The 19,025-nt window shown below is 61.3% G+C and carries 17 protein-coding genes; 7 read left to right on the top strand and 10 right to left on the bottom strand.

Translation table 11 applies throughout. The features are described from left to right. The first annotated feature begins 230 nt into the window (after positions 1 to 230). From C7S18_RS02710 to coaE, 4 genes are read left to right on the top strand one after another with little or no spacing between them, the layout of a single operon-like run. Positions 231 to 1,235 (top strand): cyclic nucleotide-binding domain-containing protein, encoded by a 1,005-nt coding sequence (locus C7S18_RS02710; RefSeq protein WP_170113066.1) that lies wholly within the window; start codon positions 231 to 233, stop codon positions 1,233 to 1,235. Between the two features lie 18 nt (positions 1,236 to 1,253). After that, positions 1,254 to 2,624: a nucleotide 5'-monophosphate nucleosidase PpnN gene (ppnN, locus tag C7S18_RS02715; RefSeq protein WP_106890100.1), complete on the top strand. Its 1,371-nt coding sequence runs from the start codon at positions 1,254 to 1,256 to the stop codon at positions 2,622 to 2,624. Then, complete coding sequence (locus C7S18_RS02720; RefSeq protein ID WP_106890101.1) at positions 2,624 to 3,490, top strand: prepilin peptidase; 867 nt, start codon at positions 2,624 to 2,626, stop codon at positions 3,488 to 3,490. The genes ppnN and C7S18_RS02720 overlap by 1 nt, the downstream gene beginning before the upstream one ends. Continuing rightward, complete coding sequence (gene coaE / locus C7S18_RS02725; protein WP_106890102.1) at positions 3,490 to 4,101, top strand: dephospho-CoA kinase; 612 nt, start codon at positions 3,490 to 3,492, stop codon at positions 4,099 to 4,101. The genes C7S18_RS02720 and coaE overlap by 1 nt, the downstream gene beginning before the upstream one ends. A gap of 263 nt (positions 4,102 to 4,364) precedes the next feature. Here coaE and C7S18_RS02730 read toward each other — a convergent pair whose 3' ends face one another. From C7S18_RS02730 to C7S18_RS02745, 4 genes are read right to left on the bottom strand one after another with little or no spacing between them, the layout of a single operon-like run. Then, positions 4,365 to 5,690: an NADH:flavin oxidoreductase/NADH oxidase family protein gene (locus C7S18_RS02730; protein ID WP_106890103.1), complete on the bottom strand. Its 1,326-nt coding sequence runs from the start codon at positions 5,688 to 5,690 to the stop codon at positions 4,365 to 4,367. Between the two features lie 42 nt (positions 5,691 to 5,732). Continuing rightward, positions 5,733 to 7,040, bottom strand: coding sequence for a multiheme c-type cytochrome (locus C7S18_RS02735; protein WP_106890104.1), 1,308 nt, complete (start codon positions 7,038 to 7,040; stop codon positions 5,733 to 5,735). 7 nt (positions 7,041 to 7,047) lie between these two features. Beyond that, positions 7,048 to 8,712, bottom strand: a complete 1,665-nt coding sequence (locus C7S18_RS02740) for a hypothetical protein (protein WP_106890105.1) — start codon at positions 8,710 to 8,712, stop codon at positions 7,048 to 7,050. After that, on the bottom strand, positions 8,709 to 10,484 hold the full coding sequence (locus C7S18_RS02745; protein WP_170113067.1) for a multiheme c-type cytochrome: 1,776 nt from the start codon (positions 10,482 to 10,484) through the stop codon (positions 8,709 to 8,711). Before C7S18_RS02745 ends, C7S18_RS02740 begins: the two co-directional genes overlap by 4 nt. 258 nt (positions 10,485 to 10,742) lie before the next feature. Between C7S18_RS02745 and C7S18_RS02750 the strand changes: the two genes are divergently transcribed. Then, positions 10,743 to 11,624, top strand: a complete 882-nt coding sequence (locus C7S18_RS02750; protein WP_106893894.1) for a PhzF family phenazine biosynthesis protein — start codon at positions 10,743 to 10,745, stop codon at positions 11,622 to 11,624. Positions 11,625 to 12,091: 467 nt separating this feature from the next. On the opposite strand, the gene rplS is transcribed toward C7S18_RS02750, so the two are convergent. The 5 genes from rplS to ffh all read right to left on the bottom strand — a co-directional run bounded on the left by rplS (position 12,092) and on the right by ffh (position 15,607). Beyond that, positions 12,092 to 12,451, bottom strand: a complete 360-nt coding sequence (gene rplS / locus C7S18_RS02755; RefSeq protein WP_106890107.1) for a 50S ribosomal protein L19 — start codon at positions 12,449 to 12,451, stop codon at positions 12,092 to 12,094. An 85-nt stretch (positions 12,452 to 12,536) separates the two neighbouring features. Continuing rightward, positions 12,537 to 13,283 carry a tRNA (guanosine(37)-N1)-methyltransferase TrmD gene (gene trmD, locus C7S18_RS02760; protein ID WP_106890108.1) on the bottom strand — a complete coding sequence of 249 codons (747 nt, stop codon included), beginning with the start codon at positions 13,281 to 13,283 and terminating at the stop codon, positions 12,537 to 12,539. Between the two features lies 1 nt (position 13,284). Next, complete coding sequence (gene rimM / locus C7S18_RS02765) at positions 13,285 to 13,788, bottom strand: ribosome maturation factor RimM (RefSeq protein ID WP_106890109.1); 504 nt, start codon at positions 13,786 to 13,788, stop codon at positions 13,285 to 13,287. Positions 13,789 to 13,795: 7 nt separating this feature from the next. After that, on the bottom strand, positions 13,796 to 14,047 hold the full coding sequence (rpsP, locus tag C7S18_RS02770; RefSeq protein ID WP_106890110.1) for a 30S ribosomal protein S16: 252 nt from the start codon (positions 14,045 to 14,047) through the stop codon (positions 13,796 to 13,798). Between the two features lie 189 nt (positions 14,048 to 14,236). Then, positions 14,237 to 15,607: a signal recognition particle protein gene (gene ffh, locus C7S18_RS02775; protein ID WP_106890111.1), complete on the bottom strand. Its 1,371-nt coding sequence runs from the start codon at positions 15,605 to 15,607 to the stop codon at positions 14,237 to 14,239. Between the two features lie 345 nt (positions 15,608 to 15,952). Between ffh and C7S18_RS02780 the strand changes: the two genes are divergently transcribed. Further along, positions 15,953 to 16,756 carry a cytochrome C assembly family protein gene (locus C7S18_RS02780; protein WP_106890112.1) on the top strand — a complete coding sequence of 268 codons (804 nt, stop codon included), beginning with the start codon at positions 15,953 to 15,955 and terminating at the stop codon, positions 16,754 to 16,756. Positions 16,757 to 16,888: 132 nt separating this feature from the next. Continuing rightward, positions 16,889 to 17,743, top strand: coding sequence for a SirB1 family protein (locus tag C7S18_RS02785; protein WP_106890113.1), 855 nt, complete (start codon positions 16,889 to 16,891; stop codon positions 17,741 to 17,743). Positions 17,744 to 17,955: 212 nt separating this feature from the next. On the opposite strand, the gene C7S18_RS02790 is transcribed toward C7S18_RS02785, so the two are convergent. Then, the gene (locus tag C7S18_RS02790) at positions 17,956 to 18,954 is read right to left on the bottom strand and encodes a cation diffusion facilitator family transporter (protein WP_170113068.1); all 999 of its coding nucleotides are present in this window, start codon (positions 18,952 to 18,954) and stop codon (positions 17,956 to 17,958) included. Positions 18,955 to 19,025: the final 71 nt, after the last annotated feature.

Genomic DNA, 19,025 nt, shown 5'->3' on the forward strand with positions numbered 1-19,025 from the left:
AGCCGGCCAGAACGACTCACTGCCCCCCCAATCAAGTGAGCGCTTGGCCCCCATCGATCATTCGTTCTGGCCGGACTGTCGCCTCCCCACTCTGACCGCTCTATCCTTGCCGCAATTGGCTCTGGGTACGCCGCCATGCTTGACCGCTGGCCGGCCATCAGGGAAGCTCAGATGTCCAGAAGCCAGACGCGACCGGATCGATGGTCAACATCAGCCTTTTCAAGAACTTCGTGCCTTTGGGATCCTTGCTGCCGACCGATCGGGTCGAGTTGGCCAAGCACGCGCGGATTGGCAGCTACCAAGTGGGTCAGGTGCTGTTCTCCCGTGGCGAAACCGCGAAAACCGTCGTCTATCTGATCAGCGGCGACGTTGAACTGTTTGACGGGGCGCAGAGTCGGATGGTGCGCGCCGACAGCGTCGAGGCGCGACAACCGCTGGCGCAGGGCGCTCGCCGGCTCGCAACCGGTACCTGCATCAAACCGGCGCAGGTGCTGCTGGTCGACCGTGAGCATCTTGACCTGATTCTCACGTGGTCGCAGACAGGCGGGGTCGAAGTCGTGGACCTCGCGCATCGGCGCGAACCCGAAGAAGACCCACAGGACTGGATGACGGCGCTGTTGCAGAATCAGGCATTCCACCGGATTCCACCGGGCAATATCGCCCAGTTGTTTGCCTGTATGAAGGATGCCAGCTACCGTGCTGGCGAGATCGTCATCCAACAAGGGGACCGCGGCGACGCGTACTTCATCCTGACCGAAGGCCGGGTCCAGGTCGTGAAGCAAAGCGCCAACGGCCTAGAAGAAACCGAGCTGAATGTGCTTGGCGTCGGCCGGTGCTTCGGCGAAGAGGCCTTGTTGTCTGGCAATCCGCGCAATGCCACCGTGCGCGCGCTGACCGAGGTCAAGGTCATGAAAATCGATGGTAAGGATTTCGAGCGCCTGTTGAAGGCTCCGGTGCTGACGGAGATGGTGCTTGAGGACTGGAACGATTCGATGCAGCTGATTGACGTTCGGCTGCCCGAGGAGTTTCAGGCAGGACATTTGCCCGAGGCATTGAATCTGCCTTTGGCGCATTTGCGGGAGCGGGCGGTCGAGCTCGATGCCCATCGCGCGGTCGCGGTGTACTGTGACACCGGCGCGCGCAGTGCATCGGCGACCTATCTGCTGTGTGAGCGCGGCTTTGATGCGCGCTTGATCGCCGGCGGTGTGTCTGGCGAGTGGTTGAAATCACATTGAACGAGACAAGAATAAGCAATGAGTACCTATGAAACTGTAAACGCCAAGCTGCATGCGCTTGGCGGCATGGACATTCTGTCCAGAAACGAAGTCGGTCGCCTGCGCGACGCATCCGGCAATCTGCTGGCCCTGCTGAAGCGCTGCGCGCTGGCCGTGCTGACGAGTGGTGTTGAGTCCGATGACCCGCGGGCGGCGGCCGAGCGCTATCCGGATTTCGAAATCCGGATCGAACAGCAAGATCGCGGCCTGAAGCTCGATCTGATCAACGCGCCGGCGCAGGCGTTTGTCGATGGCCAGATCATCAAGGGCATCCACGAACTGCTGTTTGCGGTGGTTCGCGATATCGCCTATGTCGCTTCCGACGTGCAGAGTGGCCGGTTTGATCTGACGGAGTCGAATGGCATCACGAATGCCGTGTTCGAAATTCTGCGCAATGCGCGCATCCTGAAGCCGAAACTGGATCCCAATCTGGTGGTGTGCTGGGGCGGTCACTCGATTGCCCGGCATGAGTACAGCTACACGAAGACCGTGGGTTACCAGTTCGGATTGCGCGGTTTCGATATCTGTACGGGCTGCGGCCCAGGCGCGATGAAGGGGCCGATGAAGGGCGCCACGATCGGCCATGCGAAACAGCGTATTAAGAACTCGCGTTATATTGGCATTACCGAGCCGGGGATCATTGCGGCTGAGTCACCGAACCCGATCGTCAATCACCTCGTCATCATGCCGGACATCGAGAAGCGCCTGGAGGCGTTTGTTCGCTGTGCGCATGGCATCGTGGTGTTCCCAGGCGGCGTCGGAACGGCTGAGGAAATCCTCTACCTGCTCGGCATTCTGCTGCACGAGGAAAACCGGGAAGAGCCGTTGCCAATGGTGCTGACTGGCCCGACGGAATCGAAGGCCTACTTCGAACAGATCGATGCCTTTCTGAAGCTCTGTCTCGGTGAGACCGCCGCCTCGCGCTATCACATCATCGTCAACGATCCGGCCATGGTGGCCAAGCGCGTGGACCAGGGTATCCAGAAAGTCCGGCACCACCGCATCACCGGTCGCGACGCGTTCTTCTACAACTGGTCGTTGAAAATCGACGAGAGCCTGCAGCGCCCGTTTGCGCCAACGCATGAGAACATGCGTAGTCTGCGCATTCATCGCGATCTGCCAAAGCACGAACTCGCGTCGGAACTGCGCCGCCTGTTCTCCGGCATCGTTGCTGGCAACGTCAAAGAAGAAGGGATTCGGGCGATCGAGAAATACGGCCCGTTCGAGATCCAAGGCGAGCCTGAAATCATGCAAGCGCTGGATGCACTGCTCGCATCGTTCGTGGCGCAGCATCGCATGAAGTTGCCAGGCGGTAGCGCGTATCAACCCTGCTATCGGCTGATCAAGTAATGGAAACGCTCGCCTACCTCGCCAACCCGTGGGTCGCGTTCGTTTTCGGCCTACTGGTCGGCAGTTTCCTGAACGTCGTGATCTTGCGCACGCCACCGATCCTCGAATGGACGTGGCGGCGCAACGCCCGCGAAATTCTGGAGTTGCCGGAGTCGGACGAGAAGCGTCCGGTTGGCCTGGTCATGGACCGTTCGCATTGCCCGAAGTGTGGGCACAACATCCGTTGGTACGAGAACATTCCGTTGTTCTCGTGGCTCGGTCTGCGCGGCAAGTGTTCATCGTGCAAGACACCGATCTCGAAGCAGTATCCGATCGTCGAGCTGATCACGGGTCTGGCCACCGCCTATGTGGCCTACCGGTTTGGACCGACTGCGGCGGGGGCGATTGTGTTGGTTTTTACCTGGGTCCTGATCGCCGCTTCGGTGATCGACTTCAATACGACCTTGTTGCCCGACGAGTTCACGCTGCCGCTGATGTGGCTTGGTTTGCTCGCGTCACTGGGTGACGTATTCGTGTCGCCGCATCAGGCCATCATCGGTGCTGCGGTCGGGTACTTGTCGTTATGGAGCATTTTCTGGTCGTTCAAATTGCTGACCGGCAAGGAAGGGATGGGCTATGGCGACTTCAAACTGCTCGCGGCGTTGGGTGCGTTCTGCGGCGTCAAGGGCCTGCTGCCCATCGTCTTGCTGTCGTCGCTGTTTGGCGCGGTGATTGGCAGCTTGTTCCTGTTTCTCAGCAAGAAGGGCCGCAATACGCAGATTCCGTTTGGCCCCTATCTCGCCGCAGCAGGCTGGACGCAATTCATGTTTGGCCCTGAATTGTTAGTCTGGGCCAGCACCCACCTCGGCCTGAAACTGTTGCCTTGATGAAGGCCTTTGCGATCACCGGTGGTATTGCCTCCGGCAAGTCCGCCGCCTGTGCGCGTTTTGCCGAGCTCGGTGCCGAAGTGATCGATGCTGATCAGGTGTCGCGCGATCTGGTGCAGCCGGGTACCGAAGGGCTCGCCGAGGTTGTTGCAACGTTCGGTACCGAAATGCTGAATGCCGATGGCAGCTTGGATCGACGCAAGATGCGTGCGCATGTCTTTGCGAACCTAACCGCCCGCAAACAGTTGGAGGCCATATTGCACCCGAAGGTCCGGCTGGAACTTCGTCGCCGTGCCGGGCTCAGTGTGGCGCCGTATGTGCTGCTGGCCATTCCGCTGCTCGTGGAGGCCGGCCACTACGATTGGGTGTCTGGGATCATTGTCGTCGATGTGAGCGTCGAAACGCAGATTGCGCGTCTGATCCAGCGCGATCACGTTGACGACGCGCTGGCGCGGCAGATGCTCGCGGCGCAAGTCAGCCGCGACGCACGCTTGGCCATTGCGACCTGGGTGCTGGACAACAACGACACTTTGGCGGCGCTCCATCAGCAAGTCGACGCGTTGCATCAGGTGTTGCTCGCACTGGATTCGGCGCCTGAAAACGCCTCGTGACGCATCTTGATCTGGATTAACCGCAGGCCACCGGAGGCCGACTTTGCGGCGAGTTTTAGTCAGCCGATCCCGGACGTTCAGCTCTGAACTCGTTCAGAGGCTCCCCAGTTGTGTTCTGGAAGTAGCTTGAAGGAAATTGGGAAGTATCTCGAGTCTGGGCACGGCGCGAGGCGGAGACGCAGAGGATTCTACGGCCAAGACCCGCTTTGCTGCATCGAGCAAAAAGACGAGAACATTCCGAGAATTATTTGCGGAACACGACCCTAGCGCCCGCCGGCACGAGCCCGATGCATGGCAAACGCGGCGCGGCATTCCCGCCACCAGTGTTGCATGAACGATCGCACGAGACCGCGCCTTGGTTCCACCGGTAGATCGGCGGCCTGGCGAAAGATCTGGTGATACGTCCAGCCGACTGCGCCGATGACATTCAGTACCCGCCCCAACAGGAACGGGCTCGTTGGCGACAGCAGACCACGCGGACGGATGTACTGCTGGCGTTCGGGCGCAGGCAATGCTTCCTGCTGATGCTGCAGAAGTTGCCGCACCGACAAGGGGTCGGTGAGATACGGTCGGGCGATACCAATCAGATCGCAGGCTTGGTCCGCCAGCGCGCCGTCCATGCCCGCGCGGGTTCGAAAGCCGCCCGTGACCATGAGTGGCATGCGTGCGATCTTGCGAACGTCTTCGGCGTAGCTCAGGAAATAGGCTTCGCGTTGCCGAGTGCTCGCCCGAACCGAGACTTCGCTGTCGGGCTTGCCCGCAAAACCGAGCAATTGTGGTTGCTCGTAGGTGCCGCCCGATAGTTCCAGCGCATCGATACCGGCCGCATTCAACAACGCGACGACCTGCAGACAATCGGCTTGCGTGAAGCCACCCTTGCGGAAATCGTCCGAATTCAGTTTGACCGTCACGGCGAAATCGTTGCCGACACGCGCGCGCACGGCCTCAATGGTTTCCAGCAGACAACGGGCGCGCGCTTCGATCGTACCGCCGTACGGTGGTTCGCGACGATTGGTCCACGGCGACAGCAGACTGCTGAGCAAGTATCCGTGTGCACTGTGAATCTGCACGCCGGTAAAGCCGGCGTCGCGCGCCACGTCGGCCGCAAACGCAAAGCGTTCGGGCAGTTCGGCGATCTCGGCATCGCGCAGCGCCCGAGGTTTGGCGTAGAGACCGAGCAAGCCAACGGAGACGGGCGAGGGCGCCAGGGGCCGCCCAGTCACGTAGCGGGGGGATTGTCGCCCCGCATGCGACAGTTGCATCCACACCTCGCCGCCTTCCGACTTGGCGGCTGAAGCCCATGTCTGCAGCGCTGCCCGTGCTTCCGGGCCAAACGTATGCGCCTGCTGGCGATCGATCACGACATTGCCCGGGCGCTCAAGCACCTGGTAGTCGATCATCACATTGCCGGTGATCTGCACCGCGGCACCCGCCTTGGCCCAAGTGCGATACAAGCTGGCGTGGCCGGACGTGGCCAAATTGCGGGCATCAGCCACGCCTTCGGTCATGGCCGCTTTAACTAATCGATTGGACAGGCGCTGTCCGCACGGCAATACGAACGGATCTTCAATATGCGGCAAATCAGTCATGGGGGGCGACGAAACAGGGGTTGCGCGTCGCCCCACGCGTGCTCAGGACGAACAGGCGGGCAGTGACGACGCAAGATGCTGGAGCGTTGCATCGACCTTGGCGGCGCGCAAGGCTTCATCCGCCGATTCGGTGGGGTCATTCGCCTGATACAGCGCATCCACGTCTGCTTGAACGCTGATCAGGTGCTCTGGATCGACCACCAGCGACGCGTTGGGCCCGATCAGCATGCTCGCCAGTGTCATCGTGTAGGCCTCGGCTGACGGTCTCGGCAGAGGCTGCTGACGTTTTGCTTCGTCGAGCAATGCACGGAGAAGACAAGCCGGCTCGGTGTTTGCCACGAGCTTGCCGGCGCTGACGGCGGTGCGGGTTTCGGTGATCAGTCGCTGTCCTTCAGCCACCAATGCGGTCGTGTCGCCGCGATTGGCCATGGCCTGATTGAGATCGCGCTCATAAGTGTGCCAGCGCGACGCGAGCGCCGGATCCGCCGGCTTCAAGGCGGCGCCGATCAGGATCATGCTGGCGCTGTCCAGGCTGACACTGCCGGGTGGCAGGCCAAGACTTTGGCGAACCAGGCTCGACTTGGCATGCAGGCTGCGGTGACAGCTGTGGCAGTCGAACAACGAGAGCTCGGGAAACAGGCCTCGATGGGCGCTGGGATCAGCGAGTCGCGTCAGCAGCGATTCGGTGTTGGCGAGTTGCCCGGCAAACCACATCGTTGATCGATCGGGAATCGGTTTGCGTCGGCGATAGTCGCGATCTTCAATCGCATGATACGGCCAGGCGCCGCTCCAGCTATGCATTTCAAATCGGAGACGCGGATGGCCGGCGGCATACATGATGTGCGAGAGCCGCCGCGTTGCATCGCCGACATGGCAACTGGCACAGAGCGTTGCCCGGGCTTCGGCATTCGTGGTGGGGTACATGCCGGCGGCCAGATTGCCCGCATGGGTAGAGCGTGTGCCGACATGCGTCGCCAGGAACGCCTTGCCCGGGCCATGGCACGTTTCGCAGCCGATCGCGGTGGCATCGCCCGATTCGGATTTCTCGGCGATCTGACGGCCTTCATGGCACGTCAGGCAGGCGGGTTCATGGCTGGGCTCGGCCAGGCCGAGTTGATTCGTGATGGCGCGGGCGGCGTCAGACTGCAAGGTCTCTAAGCTGCGGGCATGCGGATCGCGGGTTTGCCACAGCCAGAACTCGCGCATGGTCACCGTGGCATTGCGCCAAGGCTTCGGCGAATCGTGGCACGTGCTGGAACCGCAGGTGGCAGTGCCCAGAAAAGGCGCATGCTGGTCTTGCGGCACGGATGTTTGGGACAAGCTGAGGGTCAGAAGCAGGGCAGGGAGCATGGGCGCCTCAGAATTTCAGTCGCAGTTCAATGCGGATGCCGTCGAAGTCTTCGGCGTTCCGGCGCCAGCCTTTGATGGCGTCCGCGCGCAAAATCCATTGCTTGCTCAAGGGTCGCTGATAGCGCACCGATAACGCCGTCTGGCGGCGGCGATCCGCCCCAGGTAGCGCATCATCGTCGTCGCGATGCTGATCGGTGAACGCCAACTCGCCCACAAGCTGCTGATCGAGCTTGAACAGATACTGGAGCCCGACTGCGGCGCCGGCGGTGTTCCGCGCGCGGTCGTCCAGCAATGGAAATCCGGTCAGTCCGTCGGTCTCAAAACCGATGCCGATATTCTTCAGCGGGCCGCCAGCGCCGGGATCGCGCGCCAGCGATTGCACGGTGCCGTGCGCGTAGAAGAAGTTCGCGTAAGGCACGTACGTGTAGGGCTTGCTCGTGATCCACGAGTTTTCGGCGACAACCATGTAGCCGTCGGCAGTTTTGGGTCGACCGGCGCCCGGGTCCTGGCCGACGTTTGCCATAAACCGGATGCTATTGGACAACTTGCCGGCGTAGCGCTTCGTATAGGCCGCCGTCAGGTTGTGATAGCTGTAATCACCATCGCGCTTTTCCTTGTCGTGCACATAGCCGTAGCCGGTTTCGATATAGGCGCCGTGACGTTCGAAAAAGCCCGTCACGCCGGCCACCGCGCCTTGATGCTGTGCCAGGCGACCGTTGCCTTGGATCAACGCTGGCGAGTTGACGTCGTCGAAGCCGGCAAACACCGTGATGTCGTAGTTCGAAATATCGAATTTGGCGTTGTTCCGCGCCGTGATCGATGCCGCGCCGCCAACGATCGCGTCGTCCATCCAGAAGCCATTCTGAAAGAACAATGGCATCAATCCGACGGCAACTGGCAGATCCCATTTGGTGTAGCGATCCTGCCAGCCGGAGACCAGCGCGCCCAGGTCGCCCTCGAAGAAGGCGGAACGTGCGATGCTGTTGGCCAGCAATTCAGAGTTCTGATTGCGGATCTGCCGTTGATTGCCGCCAAACTCGTGTCGGGTAAAACGCCCGTCGCGATCAAACGGACGCAGCAACACATGGAAGCGTTCGGTCGCCGTGAAGCGATAGTCGAGATCGAGATTTAGTCGGGTCGCGATCTGATCGGTGCTGATCGCGCCATTGTCATTGCTCGCAACCGCCGTGCGCCAATCGCCGTACATCAGAAACTGATGCCGCGTTGGATTCTTTTCACCGAGGCCATCGCCGTCCTGACCCAATGGGCCGGCCTGATACATCTTGTAGCCCCATTCCAGCCACGGGCGTGGCCCAATGACTGCTTTCTTGCCGCCATAGATGGCCAGTTGTGCCTCAGCGTCGTAGGGCTTGTCGACGTAGCTCGGGTCGGGACCGAACAGGGTTCGGTCATACGGCGCCACGGTTGCCGAGTCGGACATCTTCGGCACCGGCCGTTCGTGCTGATGACCTTGGGGTGGCCGCTCCGGAATCTCTGCCGGATGGGCGGGTGGCCGCAACAAGTGGGCGTCGTTGCTCAGGTCAGGAACGTCGGGCAGCGCAGTAGCGGCTTCGTCGGTCGGGTCGACCTCACTGGCGCACACCAAACCCGCGTTGAGCAGCAGGGCGCTGGCGATGAACAGAGACAGCGGCGAGCGGGACAGGCGGATCATGGTTGCACCGTAAAGGTCGCGCTGGCGGGGTGCAGATCGACCATCCATTCGTTGATCGACTGCTCCATGTCGGTCGTGGCGCCGACAAACTTCATGAAATAAATCGGCTCCGCACGTGAGCGCATCCGCGACTGCAATCGGTACTCGCCCGGTACTTTGAGCGCTTCGGCCGGAATGCGGTACCGCGCCGCGCGTTCGGCCAATGGCGGCAGGCTACGGCCTTCCATGCGAATGGTAGGCGGGTGGTTCAGCACGGTCGTAGGAACGCCCGGCGGGCGAATGTGCGGTAATTGATCGCCATCGAAGTTAATCGGCAGGTACATCTCACGATCGGTGCCTTTCAGATTCGTGGTGAGAAATTTGGTCTGCAGATTGAACAGTTGTTTGTCGAAAACGATTTTGCCGTCGTGAACGTCGTTGCTGTGGATGTCGGCGACATCACCGGCCGAGTCGACATAGCCCGATTCCCAAACGCGTTCGCCATTCGGGTTGATCAGCACCACGTTGAACCAGAGCTCGGGCTGCGCGCCAAGCGAGCCGGATGGCAGGTTGTGGCCTTCGTCGACGTTGCGAACCATGTAGTGCAAGTCCAACTCCTGATTGGTCTTCAGGGGGCTGTCGAAGAATGGGCCGTCAATACGCATCGCGTTTTCCATGACTTCGACGCGCGATTGCCGCTTGTCTTCCAGCAGTCGAAGATTCAACGAAATCACGTACGCCGCATCGATGCGGTCCTGCGCGTTCTGCCAGGGCGCCGGAAAATCGACGGTACGGCCGGACTTCGCGAGTTCCGCTTCCCAGTCCGGATCACCCCAGTTGGAGCGATAATCGAACTTCAACCAGTCCTGGATCGACCAGCGCAGGGCGCGCGGATTGAACGGGAACAGCCCGGGGTGCGCGATCGGATAGCCCGGTCCGAAGAACAGGTGATTCGAGTGCTTTTGCTTCGGGTCGCCAACAATCTGGCCGTTGACGACCGCGATGGGCCATTGCTCGTAGCCTTTGGCTTCGCCTGGTACGGCACCCATATGACAGTCCTGACAAGGAATGTCCTTCTTTGCGGCCGGGGCAGCGCGGTATTGCTCCCAGACCACTTCCAGCTTGATGCCAGGATGCACGGCAACCTGATGGCAGGACACACAGAACTGGCTCTGCGAGATTTGTTCGAACTCGATGACGGGCCCGTGGATCGGTGTCTGATCAGGATTGGTGCCACTGAGATCAATTCCAAACGCTTCAGCGTTGGCGAGTACGTTGCTGTATTCCTTGCCGCGCCCAGCGTTATACATCGGGTCGCTGAGTGGCCCAGGCGTGACGGTGCGTTCGCCATTCACTTTGCCAAACTGGGTCTTGACGCGGTGGCAGGTCACACACGTGATGCCTTCGCGAGCGATTGGTGACCGTTCCCAAAGGGCCTGTTCGCGGGGCTCGCCTTTCTGCGTGCCAATCTGCTGGTGGCAGCGCACGCAGAACGTCCCGATCGTGCCCGACGCGAAGTTGTTGATCGCTTGCTCAAACTTGTGAAACATCGGCGAGATCGACGCATACGCGTGATTCGACGTTGCCCATTCCCAGAACACACGTGGGTGGCAACTCGCGCACTCGTTGGCGCTCGGGAAGTCGGTTTTCGCGAAGGCGGCCGCGTGTGGATCGGCCGCGCCAAGCGGCGCCACGCCCGATGTGGGGGTGGCCGCAGTCGCGGCATCCTCGGCGCGCGCGCTGGCCGAAGCCAGCCCGATGCCTAGTAAAAATGCAGGCAAGAACACACGCATCGTCGATCGTCTCCCTGAAGTCGTTGCCATTGGCCCAATCTGTCGAACGCTTGTAAGGCGGAGGATGCGCGTTTTGATACCCGGTCGGCAAGTAGAATATTTTTATCGCGGGATGTCCCATTCGCACGAAAATTTTCGTCTGACAGTCTGTTGCAGATTCATCCATCGATTCGCCCGACGACCGACGCCGCGAAGTCATTTGTTGCAAACGGGCTGGCCATTGATAATCACGGGCTCCGCCTCGCAATGGACTGCGCCATGACGCCCATTCGGTTTCTGCAGCTCGACGTGTTTACCCGGTTTGCCGGAGGCGGCAACCCGCTCGGCGTGGTATTGGGTGCGGAATCCTGGACTGATGCCCGGATGCAGCGCTTCGCGCGGTGGGCAAATCTGGTCGAAACCACATTCGTGCTGCCACCCAGTCGGTCGTCAGCCAGCTATCGATTGCGCATCTTCACGCCGTACAAAGAGATCCCCTTTGCCGGACATCCAACGATTGGCAGCGCACACGCGGTGCTCGAAACCGCGTTTGCCGAAGCGCAATCGGGTCGCCTTGTGCAGGAATGCCTGGCCGGGCTCCTGCCGATTCAAGTTGAAGGCGACGGTCCAGCGCGCGAATTGTTTGTCGCGGCGCCGGCGTCAAAGGTGCTGATTGATGGGGCACCGGCACGTGCGCGGTTGGCCACCGTTCTGAGCCACCTCGATCTTGGTCCGCTTGGGTGTGCGTTCGTCGAGGGCGGTCGGCGTTGGTGGTTGGCGGAAATTGCTGATGAAGCCGCGCTGCGGGCGTGGTCACCAAACCATGGGGCCATTGGTGAGCTGGCGCGTGCAACCGATAGTCTCGGGCTTTGTGTGTTTGCGCGCAGTCAGACCGAGCCGGCGGCGCTCGCCGTACGGGCGTTCCCGGCTGGCGTTGGCATTGTCGAGGACCCCGCCTCGGGTGCGGCCAATGGATTGATTGCCGCCTTCATCGCGGAGCGCGAGCCGAATGGTCCTTTGGCCTCGGGTTACCGGGTTTCGCAAGGTCGGGAAATTGGTCACGATGCGGAAATCGGCATTCGCTTTGGCGGCGACGGCAGTGTCCAGGTGGGCGGGCAGACACAGACGGTAATTGACGGCTGGTTGCGTTGGCCTGAGTAAGCGACGGGCTTGACGGCGCTGGTTGCGATCATTGCGATCCGGCGCCAGGTTGAACCTCAGCCCGGATCAAGTCCGGGCTGACTACCGGATCAAGTCCGGGCTGACTACCGGATCAAGTCCGGGCTGACTACCGGATCAAGTCCGGGCTGACGATCGGTAGACTGGTTAGCCGTTTGGCGCAATTGCTGCCCGCATGATGAAGCGAAGTGCCGGTGAAGCGAAGTGCTTTTGAAGCAAAGCGTGCAACCGAAACATATCTCTCTGGCGCCGTGTGGCCCATCGTCCGAGAACCAACCACTAGCGATTCGTCACCCCGGACTTGATCCGGGGTGAGGTTCGGGCTCGCGACAGACGCTTACGCGCTGACGTTTTCGTTCAGCAAGACGCCAACACCAAAAGCCGCGCAAGGCGGCTCTTGGTAGAGAGACAAACAAACTTTGATGCAGGCGTCGAACGACGCTCCGCAATCAACGCTTGGTGTGCGCGCTCAGATCTTCTTTGATGCGTGCAGCCTTGCCTTCCAGGTCACGCAGGTAGTAAAGCTTGGCGCGACGGACGGCGCCGCGACGCTTCACTTCTACCGAGTCGATGCCCGGGCTGTGGGTCTGAAACACGCGCTCGACGCCGAAGCCGTGCGAGATCTTGCGCACGGTGAACGAGGAGTTCAGGCCGGCGCTGCTGATGGCAATGACCACGCCTTCGTAGGCCTGCACGCGTTCGCGGTTGCCTTCCTTGACCTTGACGTTAACGATCACGGTGTCGCCCGGGCCGAAGGCCGGCAGCGTGCGCGTGACTTGGGACTGTTCGAACTGTTGCAGGATATTCATGGCATGACCTCGACTAAATGTTCGATCAACACAGGCTCACCCTGCTTGATCACCGCCCGAAACCGGCATCGTTAGACGCCAAGCTTCATGGTGCCGACGTGTATTCACGTCGAAATTCGTCCAGCAGTTTCTGCTCTGCTGGCGTTAGCACGCGACTCTGGAGTAAATCCGGTCGTCGCAACCAAGTCCGACCCAAGCTTTGCTTGAGGCGCCACTTGGCGATTTCCCGATGATTGCCGGACATCAGGACATCCGGGACTGCATCGCCATACCCATCGACCGGCGGTCGTGTGTAGTGCGGGCAATCCAGCAGGCCGTTGCCGAAGGAATCCTGTGCGGCCGATTCGGCATCTCCCAGGGCACCTTCCTGCAAGCGACCGACCGCGTCGATCACCACTGCCGCTGCCAACTCGCCTCCGGAGAGGACGTAATCGCCAATCGACAGCTCTTCATCGATATCGCGCTCAAACAAGCGTTCGTCGATGCCTTCGTAGCGGCCACAGAGCAGAATGAAGCGCGGCGTTTTCGCCAACTGCTCAACCTTGTTCTGCGTCAGCCTTGGCCCTTGCGGGCTCAAGTAAATCACCGGGGCCGGATCAGCCAGCGCACGGATGCGCTGAATGCATCGCCGAATCGGCTCCACCATCATCACCATCCCGGGGCCGCCGCCGAAGGGTCGGTCGTCGACCTTTCGATGCACACCTTCCGCGTCTTCGCGCGGATTGTGGGCCTGCACGTCGAGCAGCTTGCGCTCCATTGCGCGCCCGACCACACCGACCTTGGCTGCTTCCAGGATGAACTCCGGAAACAAGGTGATGACGTCGATGCGCATGTCAGAAGGTCTCGTCCCAATCCACCTCAATGAGGCGGGCAGCAAGATCGACCTTCAGGATATACACACCAGGCAGCCAGGGCAGCATGCGTTCGCGTTCGCCTTTGACCACCAGCACATCGTTTGCGGGTGTCGAAAACAGGTGGGAGACCACCCCGAACTCGACACCGGCCAGATTCACCACGCGCAGACCTTCGAGATCGGTCCAGTAATACTCGTCGGGCTTGGGCGCTGGCAGCGCCGAACGATCGACAAAAATGCGCGTGCCAATCAGGCCCTGCGCGGTCTCGCGATCGTCACAGCCCGGCAGTAATGCCGTGATGTTCTGACCTTGCCCATTGCCCCGGGGCTTGTCGATCTGCCGTTCACCGGCCGCATCAACGAGATACCAGGGCTGATATTTCAGGATGTTCGCAGTCGGCTCGGTGTAGGAATGGATTTTCACCCAGCCCTTGACGCCAAAAACGCCTGCGATCCGGCCGACCTCAATACGCCGGCTGGACATGACGCAATCAGGCAGCCTTCTTGGCAGCCAGCTTGATCAGGAACTTGACCTTGTCAGTCGGCTGGGCGCCCTTGGCGATCCAGGCGTTGATCTTGTCAGTCTCAAGCGACAGCGGCACTTCTTTGCCAACAGCGTTCGGGTTGTAGAAACCGACGCGCTCGATCGAGCGGCCGTCACGGGCGCTGCGGCCATCGGTCACAACAACGTGATAAAACGGACGCTTAGGTGCGCCACCACGGGACAGGCGAATCTTGACCATCGGAATAATCTCGAACGTAGAGGGCCGACCACCGGCCCGAGAGAGCCGCGCATGATAACGGCCTTGCCTAGAAAATGAAAGCGGGCGGCTGAATCAATCCGGAAGGGTTTGCTTGACGCGTGCGGTCAGTCTTGGTGAATCCGGGAAAATGGACCCGGATCAATGGGTTGGATCAGTTGTGCAAGGGCCTCAGCGACCCATGCCCATCGGCCCGCCCGGGCCCATCATGCCCTTCATTTGGCGCATCAGGCCCTTGATGCCGCCGCCGGAGAGCTTCGACATCATCTTTTCCATCTGCTGATACTGCTTCAGCAGGCGATTCACGTCAGATGGCTGCAGGCCGGCGCCCTTCGCGACACGGAGCTTGCGGGAGCCGTTCAGGAGGTCGGGGTGGCGGCGTTCTTTCGGCGTCATCGAGTTGATGATCGCGATCATCCGGTCCACGTCCTTGTTGTTGACCTTGTCTTTCAGGTTCTGGGGGATCTGGGCCATGCCCGGGAGTTTGTCCATCAGGCCGGTCAGACCACCCATGTTCTGCATCTGGGCAAGTTGGTCGCGCATGTCATTCAGATCGAACTTTTTGCCCTTCATGACCTTTTCGGCCAGTTTCTGGGCTTTCTCGGCGTCGATCTTGCGCTCAACGTCCTCGACCAGGCTCAGCACGTCGCCCATGTCCAAGATACGCGACGCAGCGCGATCTGGATGAAACGGTTCCAGTGCATCGGGTTTTTCACCCGCACCGACAAACTTGATCGGCCGCCCCGTGATGTAACGCACGGACAGTGCCGCGCCGCCGCGGGCGTCGCCGTCCGTCTTGGTCAACACGACGCCGGTCAGTGGTAGGGCCTGAGAGAACGCTTTGGCCGTGTTGGCGGCGTCCTGACCCGTCATCGCGTCGACGACAAACAGCGTTTCGATTGGCTTCAGCGCGGCGTGGATCGACGCGACTTCTTCCATCAAGGCGGCATCGATCGCCAGGCGGCCGGCGGTATCGACGATCAGCACATCGGCGTAGTTCTTTTTGGCGGCGTCCAGCGCACGCTCAGCAATGCTGACCGGGGCTTGGCCCGGCTCACTCGGGTGAAACAGGGCGCCAACCTGGCCGGCCAAAGTTTGCAGCTGATCAATCGCGGCCGGACGGTACACGTCGCAACTCACCACCATGACCTTCTTTTTCTTCCGCTCGTGCAGGTACTTGGCGAGCTTCGCGACCGTCGTCGTCTTACCAGCACCCTGCAGGCCGGCCATCAGAATGACGGCGGGCGGCTGCGTGGCCAGATTCAGGTCGGCGTTCGCCGTACCCATGACCGAGGCGAGTTCTTGCTGCACCACCTTGACCAAGGTCTGGCCAGGGCTGAGGCTCCGGAGCACATCCTGGCCCACGGCCCGCACCTTGATGCGCTCGATCAGTGCTTGTACGACCGGCAGGGCCACGTCGGCTTCAAGCAGCGCGACGCGCACTTCACGCAACGATTCGCGGATGTTTTCCTCGGTCAGACGCGCCCGACCCCGCAGCTTATTGATCGTACTGGACAGGCGTTGGCTGAGATTTTCGAACATGGGGAGACCTGAGGCGGTTTACAGCGAGCCGGGCAGTATAGCCGGGGGCAGGGGGTTCTGGGGAATTGGCTCGGGATTGTTGAGGCCGTCATTCATAGGGGTCGGCGGTTGAATGACCGACCATCGGCCGGCTTGCCGCAACGCGCCTGTAAGATGCCGGCAAAGTGTCGCAAGTAGCCCCCTCTCCAGCCCTCCCCCGCGATCTCGGGGGAGGGAAAAATGCTCCCTCTCCCACGCGAGTGGGAGAGGGCTGGGGAGAGGGCTACTTGCCGCATTGTGCCGTCGTGATGAGGTTGATCGAGGCACCCATCAACATCGCATGCCTTCCATGCCAAACTCGGGGCCATGTGGATCTGGTTTGCTCTCCTGGCCTTGTTGGCCTACTTGTTTGCTGCCTGGCGCGCCTTTGATCGGGCGGGTGGCGCGGTGCGCGTGGGTCCGGTCCCGTTGTGGCCGGGGCTGGTTGCAGCCACGCTGCACGCGTTGGCCTTGGCATTGAGTTGGCGTGCCGACGGCGGTGTGGCGTTGAGCTTCCCGTTGGCGGTCTCGGCCATCGGGCTGACGCTGGTCGATGTGTTCTTGTTGATCTGCTGGACACGCCCGTTATTGCAACTGGGCACGGCGATCTACCCCATTGCTGCCCTCAGTGTGTTGGTCCAGGTGGGGCTCGGTCTGGTCGAGGGCGGTACACCCAAGCCCTTGACGGATTGGCGCATTCTGCTGCACGCGGGGCTGGCGTTGCTGGCGTTTTCGACCTTGCTGATGGGTGCGGTGGCGGCGGTCATGTTGAGTCTGCAGGAGCGCGCCTTGAAAGCCCGGCGTTTTGCCGCCTGGATGGAGCGCGTACCGCCGCTGACCCAGGTCGAGGCGCTGGTGTTTCACCTGATCACCGCAGGATTCGTGCTTCTGACGCTGGCTTTACTCACGGGCGCCCTGTTTGTCGAAAACCTGCTCGCCCAGCATCTGGCGCACAAGACGGTTCTCTCGGTTGTCGCCTGGCTGGTCTATGGCGGCCTGCTGCTGGCCCGCTGGCGTCTGGGCATGCGCGGGCAACGCGCGGCGCGCTGGGTCTGGGTGGCGACGGTGTTCCTGAGTCTGGCGTTCCTGGGTAGCAAGTTCGTGCTGGAAGTGTTGCTGCAGCGTGGGTGACTGGCGTTCGGTCAGGCTTGTTTGGCATCCGCTCAGTATGCAACTGCTACCTGTGACTGCGACGCACGGTAGCAAGTCGCGCAAGCCGCGAGTTGCTGAGCCAGCCGATGGATCGCAAATGGAGACTTGGCCATGACTGCTGAAGCCCAAACCAAGGACGCTGCCTGGGACGCGCTCAGAACGGCAGACGCGCAATCGATCGATCTGGTCGAGGGGGCGCTGCTGATTGCTGGCGACGAATATCCCGAGTCTGAGATCGATGCGTGCCGGCAGATGCTCGCCGAGCATGAGACGGCATTGCAGGCCCGTGTCGCGGATGTGCCGCCTGGCTTGGCGCGGTTGCGTACGCTGAATGAATATTTGTTCGAGACCGAACGCTTTCAGGGTAACGACGACGACTATTACGATCCGCGCAACAGCTATTTGAATCAGGTGCTGACTCGGCGGCTCGGTAATCCGATTTCGCTGTCGATCCTGCAGATCGCGCTCGGGCGTTCGTTGGGACTTGAGATCGAGGGCGTGTCATTTCCGGGTCACTTTCTCACGTCGTTGAATCTGGACGACGGGGTGGTCGTGCTCGACCCGTATCACCGCGGACGTTCGCTCAGTCTGGAGGAGTTGCGAAAGCGCGCGTCGTCGTATCTGAAGGCGCATCCGTTTGATGATGAGCAGATGTCCCGTCTGCTTGATCCGGCACAGCCGCGCAGTATTCTCGGGCGCATCCTGCGCAATCTGAAACAACTCTACAGCGAGCGTGGCGAGATCGAGCGCGCGCTGCGCTGCTCCGACCGCTTAGTCACGCTGTTTGACGACACCGATCCGGACGAGCGCCGCGACCGCGGCAGCCTTTACCAGCAGGCGGGTCACATGCACGCGGCGATTCTGGATTGGCGGGATTACCTGCAGCGCAAGCCCGATGCCGAGGACGCGGCAGCAATTCGCGCCGAACTAATCGTGCATGCGCGGCCGGGACCGCGGTTGAACTAGAGCGCTTTCTGAGTGCCCCGAAGAACTTCAAACCCACCCCGGATCAAGTCCGGGGTGACGAGAGGTGGATTGGAAACCTTTGGGAAACCGCTCCTTCACGGCGTCTGAAGCACCGGCTCTGCTTTGACTGACACGCTCGCGATTCGTCGCCGCGGGCTTGATCCGGGGCGGGTTTCTGACTCGCGGAAAGCTGACCCATACTCCCAAGCGAATCAGGGCGCCGGGTAGTCCTCGCAGCGCTGCCGACAGCCAACGTTTTCGAGCTGAATCGTGCAGTGGTGGATGTTGAACTTGCGCGCCATCACGTCCTGCGCGTCGGCGAGCAGTTCGTCGGAATCGCGGATGCCGTCATGTTCAATGTGCGCGGTCATCGCGGCCACGGTCGTCGACAATGGCCAGACATGCAGGTCGTGCAAGGCGCGCACCCCGGGAATGACTTTCAGGGCCCGGTCGATGTCAGCTACCGACAAATGCGCCGGCACCGCGTCTAGTGACAGGTCGAGCGCCTGCCGAAGCAACTGGATGGCGCTCCACAGGATCACGGCATTGACGAGAAGGCTGATCAACGGATCGAGCCAGTTTGGTCCGCCCAGCGTGATCAGCAGGCCAGCGCCGACCACCGCGATCGACACCGCCGCATCCGCGGCCAGATGCAGGTACGCGCCTCGGGCGTTCAGATCGTGCTTTTGGCTCCGCCAGAACAGCAGGGCCGACCCGGCGTTGACCAGAACGGCCAGGCCTGCCACGGCCATCATGATGATCCCGGAAGGCTGATGGCTGGCGCTGAACCGGTCGATCGATTCCAGCGTCAGGGCACCGCACGCAAACATCAGAATGCCGGCATTGACCATGGCCGCCAGAATTGTCGACCGCGCATAACCATAGGTGTGGCGGGCATCGGGCTTCTTCACGGCCAGACGGGCTGCGGCATAGGCCAGCAGGAGGCCGAGCACGTCGCCCAGATTGTGGGCGGCGTCGGCCAACAGGGCCACCGAGTCGATCATGACGCCGGCGATGGCCTCGGCCACCACCAGGGTCACGTTCAGCAACATGCTCCAGCGGAACGCGCCCAGGGCCGCCTCGTGGGCGTGGGCATGCACGTCGTGCGGGTCATGGTGGTGGTCATGCCCGTTGCCATCGCCCGGCTCATGGTCATGGCCGTGGGAATGGCTATGGCCCGAACCGTGGCCGTGGTGGTGGTGCGCACCCATGTACTGTGGACTCTCCATTCGGCGGCCCGGCGGGTGCCGGCTGGCCGGGTCGGCCCAATAGCCTCCGACCC

This window comes from Ahniella affigens (assembly GCF_003015185.1).
Lineage (GTDB): Bacteria > Pseudomonadota > Gammaproteobacteria > Xanthomonadales > Ahniellaceae > Ahniella > Ahniella affigens.

What these genes read in the sequence shown, in the direction of transcription:
- C7S18_RS02785 (WP_106890113.1), top strand. Translation starts at nt 16,889, where the DNA reads ATGACTGCTGAAGCCCAAACCAAGGACGCTGCCTGGGACGCGCTCAGA.
- C7S18_RS02790 (WP_170113068.1), bottom strand. Translation starts at nt 18,954, where the DNA reads ATGGGTGCGCACCACCACCACGGCCACGGTTCGGGCCATAGCCATTCC.
- ppnN (WP_106890100.1), top strand. Translation starts at nt 1,254, where the DNA reads ATGAGTACCTATGAAACTGTAAACGCCAAGCTGCATGCGCTTGGCGGC.
- C7S18_RS02720 (WP_106890101.1), top strand. Translation starts at nt 2,624, where the DNA reads ATGGAAACGCTCGCCTACCTCGCCAACCCGTGGGTCGCGTTCGTTTTC.
- C7S18_RS02730 (WP_106890103.1), bottom strand. Translation starts at nt 5,690, where the DNA reads ATGACTGATTTGCCGCATATTGAAGATCCGTTCGTATTGCCGTGCGGA.
- C7S18_RS02740 (WP_106890105.1), bottom strand. Translation starts at nt 8,712, where the DNA reads ATGATCCGCCTGTCCCGCTCGCCGCTGTCTCTGTTCATCGCCAGCGCC.
- rimM (WP_106890109.1), bottom strand. Translation starts at nt 13,788, where the DNA reads ATGTCCAGCCGGCGTATTGAGGTCGGCCGGATCGCAGGCGTTTTTGGC.
- C7S18_RS02750 (WP_106893894.1), top strand. Translation starts at nt 10,743, where the DNA reads ATGACGCCCATTCGGTTTCTGCAGCTCGACGTGTTTACCCGGTTTGCC.
- C7S18_RS02735 (WP_106890104.1), bottom strand. Translation starts at nt 7,040, where the DNA reads ATGCTCCCTGCCCTGCTTCTGACCCTCAGCTTGTCCCAAACATCCGTG.
- C7S18_RS02745 (WP_170113067.1), bottom strand. Translation starts at nt 10,484, where the DNA reads ATGCGTGTGTTCTTGCCTGCATTTTTACTAGGCATCGGGCTGGCTTCG.
- C7S18_RS02780 (WP_106890112.1), top strand. Translation starts at nt 15,953, where the DNA reads ATGTGGATCTGGTTTGCTCTCCTGGCCTTGTTGGCCTACTTGTTTGCT.
- rplS (WP_106890107.1), bottom strand. Translation starts at nt 12,451, where the DNA reads ATGAATATCCTGCAACAGTTCGAACAGTCCCAAGTCACGCGCACGCTG.
- trmD (WP_106890108.1), bottom strand. Translation starts at nt 13,283, where the DNA reads ATGCGCATCGACGTCATCACCTTGTTTCCGGAGTTCATCCTGGAAGCA.
- ffh (WP_106890111.1), bottom strand. Translation starts at nt 15,607, where the DNA reads ATGTTCGAAAATCTCAGCCAACGCCTGTCCAGTACGATCAATAAGCTG.
- rpsP (WP_106890110.1), bottom strand. Translation starts at nt 14,047, where the DNA reads ATGGTCAAGATTCGCCTGTCCCGTGGTGGCGCACCTAAGCGTCCGTTT.
- coaE (WP_106890102.1), top strand. Translation starts at nt 3,490, where the DNA reads ATGAAGGCCTTTGCGATCACCGGTGGTATTGCCTCCGGCAAGTCCGCC.